This window comes from Paracoccus sp. (in: a-proteobacteria), assembly GCF_032007265.1.
In the GTDB taxonomy this organism is placed as follows: Bacteria; Pseudomonadota; Alphaproteobacteria; order Rhodobacterales; family Rhodobacteraceae; genus Paracoccus.
In genome coordinates this window covers 1-15345 of record NZ_DALZMB010000089.1, presented here as the reverse complement: position 1 = coordinate 15345, position 15345 = coordinate 1, and the positions used below count along the sequence as shown (strand labels likewise).

At 60.0% G+C, this 15345-nt stretch carries 15 protein-coding genes; 9 read left to right on the top strand and 6 right to left on the bottom strand.

Annotated features, from left to right (window positions below):
* The coding region (locus RTS12_RS16005) for an AMP-binding protein (protein WP_312530290.1) at positions 1 to 999 on the top strand (999 nt) is incomplete at its 5' end.
* A gap of 120 nt (positions 1000 to 1119) precedes the next feature.
* On the opposite strand, the gene RTS12_RS16000 is transcribed toward RTS12_RS16005, so the two are convergent.
* From RTS12_RS16000 to RTS12_RS15980, 5 genes are all read right to left on the bottom strand, one after another.
* On the bottom strand, positions 1120 to 1635 hold the full coding sequence (locus tag RTS12_RS16000) for a hypothetical protein (protein WP_312530288.1): 516 nt from the start codon (positions 1633 to 1635) through the stop codon (positions 1120 to 1122).
* Positions 1636 to 1820: 185 nt separating this feature from the next.
* Positions 1821 to 2543 (bottom strand): molecular chaperone DjiA, encoded by a 723-nt coding sequence (locus tag RTS12_RS15995; protein ID WP_312530286.1) that lies wholly within the window; start codon positions 2541 to 2543, stop codon positions 1821 to 1823.
* Positions 2544 to 2699: 156 nt separating this feature from the next.
* Positions 2700 to 3332 (bottom strand): N-acetyltransferase family protein, encoded by a 633-nt coding sequence (locus tag RTS12_RS15990; RefSeq protein WP_312530284.1) that lies wholly within the window; start codon positions 3330 to 3332, stop codon positions 2700 to 2702.
* The gene (trpA, locus tag RTS12_RS15985; protein ID WP_312530282.1) at positions 3325 to 4119 is read right to left on the bottom strand and encodes a tryptophan synthase subunit alpha; all 795 of its coding nucleotides are present in this window, start codon (positions 4117 to 4119) and stop codon (positions 3325 to 3327) included. The genes RTS12_RS15990 and trpA overlap by 8 nt, the downstream gene beginning before the upstream one ends.
* A 103-nt stretch (positions 4120 to 4222) precedes the next feature.
* Positions 4223 to 4657 (bottom strand): VOC family protein, encoded by a 435-nt coding sequence (locus RTS12_RS15980; RefSeq protein WP_312530280.1) that lies wholly within the window; start codon positions 4655 to 4657, stop codon positions 4223 to 4225.
* Positions 4658 to 4769: 112 nt separating this feature from the next.
* On the opposite strand from RTS12_RS15980, the gene ychF reads away from it, so the two are divergent.
* Complete coding sequence (gene ychF / locus RTS12_RS15975) at positions 4770 to 5867, top strand: redox-regulated ATPase YchF (protein WP_312530278.1); 1098 nt, start codon at positions 4770 to 4772, stop codon at positions 5865 to 5867.
* 209 nt (positions 5868 to 6076) lie between these two features.
* Here ychF and RTS12_RS15970 read toward each other — a convergent pair whose 3' ends face one another.
* Positions 6077 to 7006 (bottom strand): LysR family transcriptional regulator, encoded by a 930-nt coding sequence (locus RTS12_RS15970; protein WP_312530276.1) that lies wholly within the window; start codon positions 7004 to 7006, stop codon positions 6077 to 6079.
* A 139-nt stretch (positions 7007 to 7145) separates the two neighbouring features.
* Between RTS12_RS15970 and RTS12_RS15965 the strand changes: the two genes are divergently transcribed.
* The 7 genes from RTS12_RS15965 to RTS12_RS15935 all read left to right on the top strand — a co-directional run.
* Positions 7146 to 8693 (top strand): ABC transporter substrate-binding protein, encoded by a 1548-nt coding sequence (locus tag RTS12_RS15965; protein ID WP_312530274.1) that lies wholly within the window; start codon positions 7146 to 7148, stop codon positions 8691 to 8693.
* Positions 8694 to 8718: 25 nt separating this feature from the next.
* Positions 8719 to 9600 (top strand): dihydrodipicolinate synthase family protein, encoded by an 882-nt coding sequence (locus RTS12_RS15960; protein WP_312530273.1) that lies wholly within the window; start codon positions 8719 to 8721, stop codon positions 9598 to 9600.
* Positions 9601 to 9786: 186 nt separating this feature from the next.
* Positions 9787 to 10746: a nucleoside hydrolase gene (locus RTS12_RS15955; protein WP_312530272.1), complete on the top strand. Its 960-nt coding sequence runs from the start codon at positions 9787 to 9789 to the stop codon at positions 10744 to 10746.
* Positions 10743 to 11726, top strand: coding sequence for a nucleoside hydrolase (locus RTS12_RS15950; RefSeq protein ID WP_312530270.1), 984 nt, complete (start codon positions 10743 to 10745; stop codon positions 11724 to 11726). Before RTS12_RS15955 ends, RTS12_RS15950 begins: the two co-directional genes overlap by 4 nt.
* Positions 11723 to 12700, top strand: a complete 978-nt coding sequence (locus RTS12_RS15945) for an ABC transporter permease (protein ID WP_312530268.1) — start codon at positions 11723 to 11725, stop codon at positions 12698 to 12700. The genes RTS12_RS15950 and RTS12_RS15945 overlap by 4 nt, the downstream gene beginning before the upstream one ends.
* Positions 12697 to 13635 carry an ABC transporter permease gene (locus tag RTS12_RS15940; protein ID WP_312530267.1) on the top strand — a complete coding sequence of 313 codons (939 nt, stop codon included), beginning with the start codon at positions 12697 to 12699 and terminating at the stop codon, positions 13633 to 13635. The genes RTS12_RS15945 and RTS12_RS15940 overlap by 4 nt, the downstream gene beginning before the upstream one ends.
* A 3-nt stretch (positions 13636 to 13638) precedes the next feature.
* Positions 13639 to 15345: ABC transporter ATP-binding protein (locus RTS12_RS15935; RefSeq protein WP_312530266.1), on the top strand; the 1707-nt coding region annotated here is incomplete at its 3' end.

Sequence of the window (15345 nt, the reverse complement as noted above, 5' to 3'; positions counted from 1 at the left end):
CCGCTGGCCAATGGCGCCACCACTGTCATGTTCGAGGGCGTGCCGAACTTTCCCGACGCGGGACGTTTCTGGGCCGTTTGCGAAAAGCACAAGGTCAATCAATTCTATACCGCCCCGACCGCGATCCGCTCGCTGATGGGTCAGGGGCCGGAATGGGTCGACAAATACGATCTGTCTTCCCTGCGGGTTCTGGGGACTGTGGGCGAGCCGATCAACCCCGAGGCTTGGGTCTGGTATGACAAGCATGTGGGCAAGGGACGCTGCCCGATCGTCGACACATTCTGGCAGACCGAGACGGGCGGCCATATGATCACCTCGCTTCCCGGGGCGATCGACACCAAGCCCGGTTCGGCAACGCTGCCCTTCTTTGGGGTCAAGCCGGTGGTGCTGGATGCATCGACCGCGGCCGTCCAAGAGGGCAATGGGGTCGAGGGGGTCTTGTGCTTCTCGGACAGCTGGCCGGGCCAGATGCGCACGATCTGGGGCGATCACCAGCGCTTCATGGAGACCTATTTCCAGCAATATCCAGGCACCTATTTCACAGGTGACGGCTGCCGTCGTGACGAGGATGGCTATTACTGGATCACGGGCCGCGTTGATGATGTGATCAACGTATCGGGCCACCGCATGGGTACGGCCGAGGTGGAATCGGCGCTGGTTGCCCATGAAAAAGTCGCCGAGGCTGCGGTTGTTGGCTATCCCCACCAGCTGAAAGGGCAGGGTATTTACGCCTATGTCACGCTGATGAACGGGATCGAGCCCTCGGATGAGTTGCGCAAAGAACTCGAGACATGGGTACGCACCGAGATCGGCCCGATTGCCAAGCCCGATCTGATCCAATGGGCGCCGGGCCTGCCTAAGACCCGCTCGGGCAAGATCATGCGGCGCATTTTGCGCAAGATCGCGGAAAATGACTTTGGGGCCTTGGGTGATATTTCCACGCTGGCCGATCCCAGCGTCGTCGAGGATCTGATCGAGAACCGTCAAAACCACGCCTGATCTTTCAGGCGAAGGCGCAGACAAAAAGACCCGCCACATATCTGTGGCGGGTTTTTCTTTGGCTTTGTCGGGTGCTGCCAGCTGCCAGCTGCCAGTTGCCAGCTGCCCGCCGGATGTCGGTTACAGTTCGATTTGAGGGCCAGCCGGGGGAATGGTGTCCTCGGGCAGGTTTTCATCAGGCCTTAACTGTTCGGGCGTGCCGCCCAGAGGCGGGTTGATGCGCGGGTCATTTTCCGGCGCGGGTTTGGTCAGATCCTGAAACTTTTCGCTGACAACCGGCGGTGGCGGCGCGCCGGGCTTGCGACGGATCAGAATATCGCCATTCGCCAGACGTTCGGGCGCTTGATAATTCTTGATGTCATCCATCAAATTTCCCAGATCGTCAAAAACCGGGCCAAGCGCGGTGACGCGGCTGCCCAATTCTCGACCGATCGCATTCATCTGAGGTTCGATGTCGCGCAGCAGGTCCTTGAAGAAGGACTCGGCCCCATCTTCGATCAAAGAGCCTAGATCGCCGGGTTCTGTCGTATCGCTGCTCGAATCCCGTGGTGCTTCTGATGCAGAGGGTGGTTCGTAATCTTGCGCCGCAGCAGCGAGGGGCAGAGACAGGAAAAGAGCAATCAGCGCATGTTTCATCCGGGCGGCCTTTGTCGGTTCGCGTCGAAATAAACCCATCGGAAGGGGCATCGGTTCCCCAGCCTGCGTGGGACCAAGCTGGGGCGGCAGGCATTGGGCGCCAAGACCACAGGCACCGTGCAGGAAGTCGGGGCAGCAGGGCCGCACCGTTGGACGTCGTGACACTTGGGGCCGGTGGATGTGGGTCAGGCGGGTTGCAGCGCGCTATGGGCTTTGCGGTATTGATCCCAAGCCTCATTCAGCGCGCGTGTGCGCGTTTCCGCCAGCCGCACCGCTTCGGGCGGAAGGCCGCGGGCCAGCGCCCGATCCGGGTGGGATTGCAAGATCAGCTCGCGCCAGCGCTTGCGCGCCTCGGGCAGGGGCGTGTCCATTGAAATACCCAGAACCTCGCAGGGCAGGCAACGGCGGTCGGGGTCGTGGCGCAGGCGCAAAGCGGTGACCTGTTCCGGCGTGACCCCCAGAATGCGCGCGACCTCGTCGATAAAGATGATCTCGGCTTCGTGCAGTTCGCCATCGGCCACGGCGATGATCAACAGCCCCTCGATCAGATCCAGCAAAACCGGATCGCCCGGCTCGAACATGCGCGCAATGCGCCGTGCCCAGCCATCAAACCCCGAGACATCCTGCCGCGCCAGATCAAAGACCCTGGCGGCATTCTTTTCCTCAGAACGGGGAATGACAAAGACCCGACGAAAGGCCGAAACCTCAGAGCGCACGACCGAGCCATCGGCCTTGGCCAGTTTGGCGCCCAGTGCAATCACGGCAATGGTGAAGGCAACGGATCGTTCAGGCGGGGTGCGGGTGCGTCCTGCCCCTACAAGGATCGCGAGCCTATCTGCGATCCTTTGCCAAAAGCTGCGAGGCTTTGGCAGTTCAGGACATTCCATTTGGCGCGTGTGTTCGTTCATCCTATCCAGCGTAACGCGGATCAGTTGCAGGCGCTAGCTCACAATCGCGTGCCTGCCTCAGGCAACCATGGCGCAAGCGCCCCATGGCAAAGCTTACATAGCGGCCATGACGAGGCGGTTTCTTGCGGCATTGGTCGAGCAATCAGGCTGAACGATCTATGGATTTTGCCACAGATCGCGGCCCATCAAAACCAGATCATGCCATTGATCGAACTTGCGGCCGGCCTTGGGCAGATAGCCCCATTGCTCATAGCCCAGTTTGCGGTGAAAGCTGATCGAGGCGCTGTTGCTGGCCGTGATCGCGCCGATCATCAGTTTGGCCCCAGATGATTTCGCATGGGCCTCGAGGTGCAGCATCATCTTGCGGCCCAGCCCGATCCCTTTTTGCAGTGGAGAAAGGTGGATCGTATGTTCCATCGAATGGGCATAGCCGCCCCCGGATCGAAACTGGCTATAGCTGGCAAAGCCGCAAATCCGGCCGGCGATTTCCGCCACGAAAAAGCCGTGGCCCAATGCCTGTCGTGCGGTGATCATGGCGGCGATCTCGTCGCATCCGCGCTCGACCGGCCAAAAGGTAATCACCGTATCGCGGATCGTGGGATTCCAGATCGCGGCGATCTGGTCAGCATCTGCGGGCAGGGCATCGCGGATAACCAGCATTTCCGGCGCTGGGTCTGCCGTGGCAGGCGCCACCCCCGGCGCCGGTTCTGGCTTTAAGGGCAGGCTGTCTGCCCGGAGCGCATCGCTCCGGACAGGGGATTTGATTGGGCCTTGGCTGGGCTCAGCCATGGGCCCCTTTGGCCAGCGAGGCGACAAAGGCCAGCACTTCGGGAACGGGACGACCTTCGCCAATCAGTTTGACGATCGCGCTTCCCACCACGCAGCCATCCGCCACGCTTGAGATTTCATGCGCAGCTTCGGGGGTCGAAATGCCAAAGCCCACAACCACTGGCAAATGGGCTGCCTTGCGAATGCGCGCGACTTCGGGGCCGACCGAGGCGGCATTGGCCGCCGCCGAGCCGGTGATCCCGGTGACGCTGACGTAGTAAACAAATCCGCTGGTATTGTTAAGAACGGCGGGCAGGCGCTTGTCATCGGTCGTCGGCGTTGCCAGACGAATGAAGTTGATCCCGGCTTTTTGCGCGGGGATGCACAGCTCGCTATCCTCTTCGGGTGGCAGATCGACGATGATCAGACCGTCAATGCCCGCCTCGACGGCCTCGGTCAGGAAGCGCTCGACGCTGCCTTCGCGGGCGTAGATCGTGTTGTAATAGCCCATCAGCACAACCGGCGTGTTCGCATCATCCTTGCGGAACGCGCGCACCATATCCAGCGTGCGCGTCAGGCTGCCGCCTGCGGCCAGTGCGCGCTGGCCAGCCAGCTGGATCGTCGGGCCATCTGCCATCGGATCCGTGAAAGGGACACCCAGCTCGATGATATCGACCCCTGCGGCAGGCAGGCCACGCATGATTTCAAGCGATGTGTCGAAATCAGGGTCCGACGCCATCATATAGGCCACGAATGCCTTTTGATCGCGTTCCTTGAGCTGTGCAAAACACCTGTCGATTCTGGTCATCTGTAACCCTTCCGTCCGTTGCCACAAGGGTTAGCCTGCCCAGAGGGGAAAGATCAACGTCTGGCAGCTTTCCAGCGACTTTCTGCTGTCTGCTTGGCGAGCTTTACGGTCTTTTATCAGTGTGCTGGGTCGTCATGACCATCCAGCTGGTACCGAAGCGGTCCTTGGCCATGCCAAATCCGGCCGAGAAAAACGTCTCGCCAAAGGGCATGGTTACGGTGCCGTCCTTGGCCAGGCGCTCGAATATATCGCGCGCTTGGGCGATTTCATCGAATGACAGCGCCGCCGAGACGCCCGCTTGGGCCTCGCCGCCGTATTGGGCAGGCATATCCGCGCCCATCAGCATATTGCCATCGGGCAGGGTGATTTCGCCATGCATCACCCAGTCTTGCTGTTCGGGGGGCAGCTCTGGCATGCCGGGCTGCCCGGCCATGGACGAAAAGCGCAGAAATTGCGGGGTGGCGCCAAAGATCTCGGCGTAATGGGCCATGGCCTGTGCACACTGGCCCTGAAACGACAGATAGGGAGTGAATTTCATCGCATCCTCCTGTGACTCAGCACAAGATCGCGCGATTTGCACCTTCGCTCAATACTGGACTTGCGCTGTGGCTGCCCCTAGATAGCGACAACGCTATTTGAAGGAATAAGACATGGGCTTTCGCATGGGGATCGTTGGTCTGCCGAATGTGGGCAAATCGACGCTGTTCAACGCGCTGACGCGTACTGCGGCGGCTCAGGCCGCCAACTTTCCGTTCTGCACCATCGAGCCGAATGTCGGCGAGGTTGCCGTGCCCGATCCGCGGCTGGACAAGCTGGCCGAAATCGCAGGCTCCAAGCAGATCATTCCGACGCGGATCACCTTCGTCGATATTGCTGGTCTTGTGAAAGGCGCCAGCAAGGGCGAGGGCTTGGGCAACCAGTTTCTGGCCAATATCCGCGAAGTCGATGCCATCGCCCATGTGCTGCGCTGCTTTGAAGATGGCGACATCACCCATGTCGAAGGCCGAATCGATCCGGTGGCCGATGCCGAGACCATCGAAACCGAATTGATGATCGCGGATCTTGAATCGATCGAGCGCCGCCTTGCCAACCTGAGCCGTAAGGTGAAGGGGGGCGATAAAGAGGCCGCCGAGCAAGAGGTGCTGCTCAAGCGCGCCCAGACCGCTTTGAACGAAGGCCGCCCGGCGCGTACGGTTGATGTTGCCGAGGATGAGCAGAAATCCTGGAACATGCTGCAGCTGTTGACGGCCAAGCCTGTGCTTTATGTCTGCAACGTCGAAGAAGACAAAGCAGCCGTCGGCAACAGCCAATCTGCGCGCGTCGCCGAAATGGCGGCCAAGCAAGGTGCGGGTTGCGTCGTGATCTCGGCCCGGATCGAAGAAGAGATCAGCCAGCTGGCAGCCGATGAAGCCGCAATGTTCCTGGAAGAGCTGGGTCTGCATGAGGCGGGGCTAGATCGCCTGATCCGTGCGGGCTATGAGCTGCTGGGCCTGCAGACCTATTTCACCGTCGGCCCCAAAGAGGCGCGCGCCTGGACCATCCGTCAGGGCACATCCGCCCCTCAGGCCGCTGGCGTGATCCATGGCGATTTCGAGCGTGGCTTCATCCGCGCCGAAACCATCGCATATGACGATTACGTTGCCGGCAATGGCGAAGCAGGCGCCCGTGAGGCTGGAAAATTCCGCGTCGAGGGCAAAAGCTATATCGTCAAAGACGGCGATGTGCTGCACTTCTTGTTCAACGCCTGATCGGCTGAGAAGCCCGATTGCGACAGATATGATCAAGGGCGGGTCCAGGCGACCCGCCCTTTTTATATGTCCGGGCTGATATGATCCGCAGCCAGCAGATCCGGCCCGATTAACCTGCCCGATTGACCGGCATAGGTTAGGGGATCATGGCCGTCAGGCAGGGTGGCTCGCAAGGGGCATCGGTGTGACCGGGCCGCGCGCGGTCAGGCTTAATCCCGGTTCATTCTATCCTTTGGGGATGGGGACGAAACCGTATCCTCTTGCTCCAGCAACTCGGCCATCCTCGCGATGATCTGATCGATCAGCGGAATACGGCGGCTGCCCGCTGGGCGGGTCGCATAATATGAGACATCGATTGCGGGAAGGAATGGACGGGCGCAAAGATCGGTTCCCGCCGCGCGCAGCGTGATGCAATCGACGATGGCCACGCCCATGCCAGCTGCCGCGAAATGACAGCAATTCAGCATCGAGCTTTCCAGCGTGCTGACCGGGGCTTGGTCGGTTACCGAAAAGGCTCGGTCCAGCCCTTGACGCAGCGGCGAGTTGCGCCCGGCAGTCAGCACCCGATAGCCTGTCAGATCGGCAGGGGTAATCACATCCAGCGCGGCCAGCGGGTGATCCAAAGGCATGGCTGCAACCGCGTTTGAGCTGTGCAGATGCACACAAGGCAGATCACCGCCCCGCGCTGGGCCAAAGACAAAGCCAAGATCGTAGTGACTGTTTTCAACCATATCCCAGATATGACGGCTGTTCTCGACATCAATGACCAAGGGCAGATCGATGCGATTGCCGACCAGCTCGATCAGGGCCTGATGCAGATAGGGGCGCACCAATGAGGTGACACTGGCCAACCGCAGCACGATGTTCTTATGTTCGCGGATATCGCTGGCTGCCCGCGAGATCTGGTCGATGCCGATGTAAAGACGCTCGACCTCATGCAGCAGCAACACAGCCTCGGGGGTGGGTGACAGCCTAGCACCTTGTCGCGTGAACAGCGTCAGGCTGACCGCCAGTTCCAGGTCTCGGATCAGGCGGCTGACCGCAGGCTGGGTGATGTTCATCGCATCCGCAGCAGCCGTCACCCCGCCCGAGATCATGACGTTGCGAAAGGCTTCCAACTGGCGAGGCTTCAGGCGCATCGTTGCATCAACTATAATATTTAGGCATGAACTCAGGCATAAATGCAATTTTTCATACTGGATAGGAACCCCTATTCTTTGTGGCCAGACCGCGCCGGACCCGGCGCATCCCGATATGTTTCGGAGGGGGTGATCAGGAATGAAGTTTTTTGCAACGGCAACGCTTGCGCTTTCAGTGGCGGTTTTGCCGCTTATGGGATCTGCCAAGGATCTGACCATCGGGCTTTCGGCCTCGACAACCTCGATGGACCCGCAATTTTACGTGGTTGGACCCAATAGCGCGATGGCGCGCAACATTTTCGACGGCCTGGTCAATCAGGATGCTCATCAGCAAATCCAGCCCGCCCTGGCGGAAAGCTGGCAGCGCATCGATGACACCACCTGGGAATTCAAGCTGCGCAGCGGCGTCAAGTTCCACGACGGCAGCGATCTGGATGCACAAGACGTCGTGGCCAGCATCAAGCGTGTGCCTTTGGCTGCCACCAACAGCCCCAGCTCCTTCGCCCCATATGTGAAGTCGATCGTCGATGTGGTCGCGGTTGATCCCCAGACGGTGCGCATCACCACAGACGGGCCGACGCCGCTATTGCTTAACAACCTCAGCCGCGTGGCCATCTTGCCGTCCGAGCAGGGCGCTACCACCACCGAGCAGATGAACAAGGGCCAGGGCGTGATCGGCACGGGGCCGTTCAGCTTTGTGTCTTGGACGCCTGACGACAATATCGTCTTGGCGCGCAACGATGCCTATTGGGGTGAAAAGCCCGAATGGGACAAGGTGACCTTCCGGATCTTCAAAAACAACAGCGCGCGTGTGGCTGCGATGCTGGCGGGTGATGTCGATATGATCGAAAACATCCCCACCGCCGATACGCGCCGCCTTGAAGGTACCGAGGGTCTGAATGTGGTGAAATCCACAGGCAACCGCCTGATGTATCTGCATATGGATCAGGCGCGCGAGCAATCGCCCTTTGCCAAGGGCCCCGATGGCAAGAACCCGCTGCAAAATGCTCAGGTCCGCCGCGCCTTGTCGCTGTCGCTCAATCGCGACGCCATTGTCGAGCGCATCATGGACGGGCAGGGCACGCCCACCGGTCAGGTCGTTCCCCAGGGCTATTTCGGCTATGATCCCAAGCTGACGGTCGATGCCTATGATGTCGATGGCGCCAAGAAGCTTTTGGCTGAGGCGGGCTATCCCAATGGCTTTGATCTGACCTTCCACGCCTCGAACGACCGCTATCCCAACGATTCCAAAGTGGCGCAGGCCATTGGCCAGTTCTTCAGCCGCGCCGGTGTCAAAACCGCGGTCGAGACCCTGCCGGGCAGCGTTTATTTCACCCGCGCATCGGCTCAGGAGTTCAGCCTGATCATGGGGGGCGCCGCAGTAGAAACCGGCGAGGCCTCGGGCGTGCTTGGCCCGCTGCTTGAAACCTACGGCGAAAAGGCCGGGCAGGGGAACCGTGGCCGCTATTCCAACCCGGAATTCGACGCGACCCTGAACGAAGCGCGCCATACCTTGGATGATGCGCAACGCGAGGCACTTTTGCAAAAGGCGACGGAAATTGCGGTTGGCGATCTGGGGATCATTCCGCTGTTTTTCCTTGATAACACCTGGGCCATGAAAAAAGGGCTGGTTTATGAGGGGCGCTCGGACGGCTATACCCTGCCCGAACTTGTAAAGTCCGAGTAATCGCACAGCAAAAAGGGGCGCAGCCATGTCGTTTCACGGAGTATTTCCCTATCTGGTCACGCCAACTCATGACGATGGCCGGGTGAATACCCAGGTATTGGGCGATCTGGTCGATCATCTGGTCGCGCAAAATGTCCATGGACTGACCCCTTTGGGCAGCACGGGCGAATTTGCCTATCTGTCCAACGACCAACGCCTCGAGGTGGTGCGCGCCACATTGGCGGCCAACCGCGGTCGCGTACCGGTGATCGCGGGCGTGGCCTCGACCTCGATCCGTGACGCCGTGGCTCAGACCGAGGCGATGGTCGATGCGGGCGCTGACGGCATCCTTGCCGTCCTTGAGGCCTACTTCCCCATCAATGACGACGGGGTCGAGGCCTATTTCACCGCAATCGCTGCCGCCGCCAAAGGTCGTCCGGTTGTGATCTATACCAATCCGAACTTTCAGCGTTCGGATTTGACCCTGCCGGTGATCGAGCGCCTCTCCCATGTTGAAAATATCCGATATATCAAGGATGCCTCGACCAATACCGGGCGTCTTTTATCGATCATCGAACGCACGCGCGGGCGTTTGGATGTCTTTGCGGCCTCGGCCCATATTCCGGCCTGCGTTCTGATGATTGGCGGGGTCGGCTGGATGGCTGGCCCGGCCTGTATCGTCGCACCGCAAAGCCTTGCCCTTTACGAGGCGGCGCGTTCGGGCGACTGGGGCAAGGCAATGGAGCTTCAGCGTCCGCTTTGGCGCGTGAACGAAATCTTCGCGAAATATTCCATCGCGGGCTGTATCAAGGCCGCCCTGCAGATGCAGGGCTTCGCGGTGGGCGATCCGATTGCCCCTCAGCAGCCCCTGACCGAGATCGCGCGCGCCGAAATCGCCGAGGTTTTGCGCAGCGTCGGCGCGCTTTGACGCGGAATATGTGACCCATCAGACCGGGCCGGTTCCGCCTTTTTCGCCTTGGCCCGAGCCGGTCAGGCGCGTGAAACCCTAACCACCAGGGCCAGACTGGCCCCGGTCGTCCATACCATCCCGCATCCCCATCGTCAGATCGGGGCCGTCCTTGCTATTGTCTGCGACCATCACGAAAGTCCTGCCATGACCGTCACCCCGATCATCATCGATTGCGATCCCGGTATCGATGATGCCATCGCGTTATTGACCGCCTTTGTCTCTCCGGAACTCGATATTCTGGGCATCACGCCAGTCGCGGGCAACCAACCGCTAGAGCGGACCTTACGCAATGCGTTGCAGATTTGCGAATTGGGTGGAAGGGGCGACATCCCTGTCTATCCCGGCAGTCACCGCCCCCTTCTGCGCGAGCCAATCTATGGCCAGTTTCACGGCGAGAATGGGCTTGGAAACACCCATCTGCCCCCACCGGAAAAGACCCCCGAGGCGACCGGCGCCGTTGATTTTCTGATCGAGACGCTAAGGCAGGCCGCAGCGACCGGCAATCCGGTTACGCTGTGCTGCCTTGGGCCTTTGACCAATATTGCCCTGGCCCTGCGCATCGCCCCCGAGATTGCGCGCGGCATTGCCCGCATCGTGATGATGGGCGGCGCTTATCGCGAGCCGGGGAACCGGACCATGACCTCGGAATTCAACATGCTGGTCGATCCCCATGCGGCGCATGTGGTCTTTTCCTCCGAGGTGCCCATTGTGGCGCTGTCGCTGGACGCGACCCATCAGGTCATTCTCAAACCCGAACATGTCGCGGAATTTGCCGCAGTCAGCGGGCGCATTGCCGGGACATTGGCCGATCTCATGGCCTTCTGGGACCGCAATCAGGTTGCGCGCTATGGCTCTCGTGGGGGGCCGCTGCATGATCCTTTGGTCATTGCCTGGCTTTTGGCGCCGCAGCTGTTCGAGACGACACCGGCACGGATCTTTATCGAAAGCGAATCCGAGCTGTGCATGGGGCAGACGGTGGCCGATTGGTACGGCAAAAGCGGACTGGCGCCGAATGCGCAGATCGTCACGCGCGTTGATGCGCCCGGCGTGATTGCCTTCTTTCTTGATCGCCTGTCGCGCTATCGTGACGGAGCACTGGCATGAGCCGCAGCCGCATCATTATCGATACAGATCCGGGCGTGGATGACGCCGCCGCAATCTGGCTTGCGCTGGCCTCGCCCGAGATCGAGGTTCTGGGCATCAGCGTCGTTGCGGGAAATGTTGGGCTGGATGCCAGCGTTACCAATGCACTCAAGGTGGTTGCTTTGGCAGGCCGCGATAAGATCGGCGTTTACGCGGGCGCGGCCCAACCGCTGATCCGCGAGCAGGTTTTGGGAAAATACGCGCATATCGGCGCCTTTCCCGATGCGCTTGTCCCCCCCACAGATCTGCAACCGCAAAATCAATCAGCCGTCAGCTTTATCGCGCAAACTGCGCGTGCCGCAGCGCAGGCGAAGGAAAAAATCACGATCTGCGCCCTTGGTCCTTTGACCAATCTGGCACTGGCATTGCGGCTGCACCCTGAGGTCGCACAGGGGATCGACCGTATCATTGCCATGGGTGGTGCCTTTGCCGAGATGGGGCATCGCACCCCCTGGTCGGAATATAACGTCCATGCCGATCCTCATGCTGCGCAGATTGTCTGGAATTCGGATGTGCCCTTGGTGCTTGCGCCGCTCGATGTCACGATGCAGGCCCTGTTTGCACAAGATGATTTGTCCGCGCTTGAGGCGCATGGCCACGCGCCGGGTTCTGCACTGGCGGGGCTTTTGCGTTGTTATGATCGTGGCGATCTGGCGCGCTATGGCCGCGAGGGCGGACCGATCCATGATGCCATGACCATTGCCTATCTGATCAATCCCAAGCTGTTCTCGGGGCGAGACATGGCGGTGGGGGTCACCACCTGCGGCCCGACTGCGGGTCAAACCTGGGCTGATTTTCACGCCAGGTCATCATTGCCCGCCCAGGCTTTGGTGCTTAACCACGTCGACGAGGCCGCATATCGCCAGCTGCTGACCTCGCGTATCGCCGCCCTTGAGGCGGGATCGAATTCCCATCCCGAACCTACGGAGATCACGCCATGAGCAGCTATCTTCTCAGCCGCTTTTTACAGGCGATCATGACGCTGATCGTCATGTCGGTGCTGGTTTTTATTGGCCTTTATATGGTCGGCAACCCAGTTGACGTCTTGCTAAGCGCATCCGCCACGCCCGCAGAGCGCCTTGAAATCATCCGCTCTTTCGGCCTTGATCGGCCCGTATGGGAGCAATATTTCACATTTGTTTCCAAGGCACTGCACGGTGATCTTGGAAATTCCTTCGTCTTTAACCAGCCCGCGCTTGATCTGATTTTCCAGCGCATGCCCGCGACCTTAGAGCTGGCCTTTACCGCATTGATCATGGCTTTGATCATCGGGATCCCCCTGGGCATCCGCGCAGGGCTAAAGCCCGAAGGCTGGGTCTCGAAAACCATCATGACCTTTTCGATCCTTGGCTTCAGCCTGCCCAGCTTCTGGATCGGGCTGATGATGATCATGGTCTTTAGCGTGCAGCTGGGCTGGTTGCCGGCATCGGGACGTGGCGATACGGTCAATCTGTTCGGCGTTCCGGTCAGCTTTCTGACGCTTGATGGGCTGTCGCATCTGATCCTGCCCGCGTTCAACCTTGCGCTGTTCAAGATCTCGCTGGTGATCCGCCTGACACGCGCGGGCGTGATGGAGGTGATGCAGCTGGATTACGTGCGCTTTGCCCGGGCCAAGGGCTTGACGGAAAAGCGTATTCTTCGGGTCCATGTGCTGAAGAACACCTTGATCCCTCTGATCACCGTGATCGGGCTTGAGCTGGGCGCGCTGATTGCCTTTGCCGTCGTGACCGAAACCATTTTTGCCTGGCCGGGAATGGGCAAGCTGATCATCGACGCTATCGGTGTGCTCGATCGCCCGGTCATTCTGGCCTATCTGATGATTACCGTCTTGATGTTCAGCGTGATCAACCTGTTGGTCGATGTCCTTTATTCGATCGTCGATCCGCGCATCCGGCTGGAAGGAGGTTCGAAATGAGCCAGAACGCGAATTCTGTCCATACGGCGCCGGGCGCTTCTGGCGCGACCAGTGCACCCAACGCTTCCTCGCCGTTCTGGCGCACGATCCGCGCGCTGTTGCGCGATCGGCTGGCGCTGACCGGGCTGATCATCACGGGCCTTTTGGTGCTGGCCGCAGTCTTTGCGCCGCTTTTGGCGATGCAGAACCCCTATGATCTGGCGCAGCTCGACATCATGGATGGGCGACTTGCACCCGGATCGCAAAGCATGTCGGGCATGACCTATCTTTTGGGCACCGACGATCAGGGTCGCGATCTCTTCAGCGCAATTCTATACGGGCTGCGCACCTCGATCCTGGTCGGGTTGCTGAGCGCGGCCATCGCCTTGGTGATCGGGGCCAGCATCGGCCTGATTTCAGCCTATGCGGGGGGCCGGGTCGATGCTGTGCTGATGCGCATCGTCGATATTCAGCTGAGCTTTCCCACCATTCTGATTGCACTGATTTTTCTGGCCGTTCTGGGGCAGGGGATCGACAAGATCATCATCGCCTTGGTGGTGACGCAATGGGCCTATTATGCGCGAACGGTACGCGGCTCGGCGCTGATTGAAAGCAAGCGCGCCTATATTGATGCCGCGCGGGCGATGGCTTTGCCTGATCGGCGCATCATCTTTCGCCATATCCTGCCCAACTGCCTGCCACCGCTGATCGTCGTGGCCACCATGCGAGTGGCATATGCCATCATGCTAGAGGCGACCTTGTCCTTTTTGGGCATCGGTTTGCCCGTGACCGAGCCGTCGCTTGGGCTGCTGATCTCGAACGGCTTTGAATATATGATGTCGGGCGATTACTGGATCAGCGTTTTTCCCGGCATCACATTGCTGTTGCTGATCGTTGGGATCAACCTGATCGGTGATGCCCTGCGCGATATCCTTAATCCCCGCCGCGAGGGCTGAACAATGTCGACACCGATCCTTTCGATTTCGGACCTGAGCACCTCGTTCAAGGTTGCAGGCACCTGGCGCGATGTGGTGCGCAATATCAGCTTTGACATCGGCCCCCGCGAAACCGTTGCGGTGGTGGGTGAATCGGGCTCGGGCAAAAGCGTGACCGCCATGTCGGTGATGCGGCTTTTGGGCAAGAATGCCCGCGTCAGCGGCAGCATCACCTTTGAGGGCCGCGAGCTGTTGCAACTGCCCGATGATGAGATGCAAAAGATCCGGGGCAACCGCATCGGCATGATCTTTCAAGAGCCGATGACCTCGTTGAACCCGGTGCTTAAGATCGGCGATCAGATCACCGAGGTCTTGATGCAGCATCGCGGCATGGACCATGCCGCCGCATGTGCCGAGGCTGCGCGGCTGCTTGACCGGGTCCGCATCCCATCGGCCCAGACGCGGCTGAATGAATATCCGATGAATTTCTCGGGCGGGATGCGCCAGCGTGTCGTGATCGCGATCGCGCTTGCCTGCGCACCCAAGCTGCTGATCGCCGATGAGCCGACGACGGCACTGGATGTGACGATCCAGGCCCAGATCCTTGAGCTGATCAAGACCCTTCAGGAAGAAGAGGGCATGTCGGTCCTTTTCATCACCCATGATATGGGGGTCGTGGCCGAGATCTCGGATCGAACCGTGGTGATGTATCGCGGCGATCTGGTCGAGACGGACACCACTGCGAAGCTGTTTAAGGGCGCGGCCCATCCCTATACCCGCGCGCTGTTGTCTGCGGTGCCGCAATTGGGATCGATGACAGGGCAGGCGCGCCCCTTGCGCTTTCCGGTGGTCGATATGGCCAGCGGCCGCATTTCCGAAGTCAAACCGACGGCACAGACCGTGCGCAATGATCTGGAACCCGTCTTGCGCGTGCAGAACCTTGTCACGCGGTTCCCGGTGAAAAAGGGCATCTTGCGGCGCACGATCGGACGCATTCACGCGGTCGAGGATATTTCCTTTGATCTGCACGCGGGCGAAACCTTGGCGCTGGTGGGCGAATCTGGCTGCGGCAAGTCGACAACCGGTCGGTCCGTCATTCGCCTGACGGAAATGACCTCGGGGACGGTCCAGATCGAGGGGCGCGATGTCGGCGCGGCCAGCAAACAAAAGCTGGCCGATATTCGGCGCGATGCTCAGATGATCTTTCAAGATCCCTATGAAAGCCTGAACCCGCGCATGCGCATCGGCGCAGCCATTGCCGAGCCGATGATTGCCCATGGTCTGGCAACCCCGGATCAGGCTCATAAGCGCGTGGGCGAGCTGCTGGAAAAGGTTGGGCTGTCAGCGCAGATGGCGGATCGTTTCGCCCATGAATTCTCGGGCGGGCAACGCCAGCGCGTCTGCATTGCGCGCGCCTTGGCGCTGAACCCCAAGTTGATCGTGGCTGATGAAAGCGTCTCGGCGCTGGATGTCTCGATCAAGGCTCAGGTCATCAATCTGATGCTGGATCTGCAAGAGGATCTTGGACTTGGCTATCTGTTCATCAGCCATGATATGGCCGTGGTGGAACGCATCAGTCACCGCGTCGCGGTGATGTATCTGGGCCAGATCGTCGAGATCGGCTCGCGGGCGGCGGTGTTTGAAAATCCCCAACATCCCTATACCCGCAAGCTGATGTCGGCCGTTCCCATTGCCGATCCAAGTCGCCGGCAGCGCCGTCTGATTTCGAAT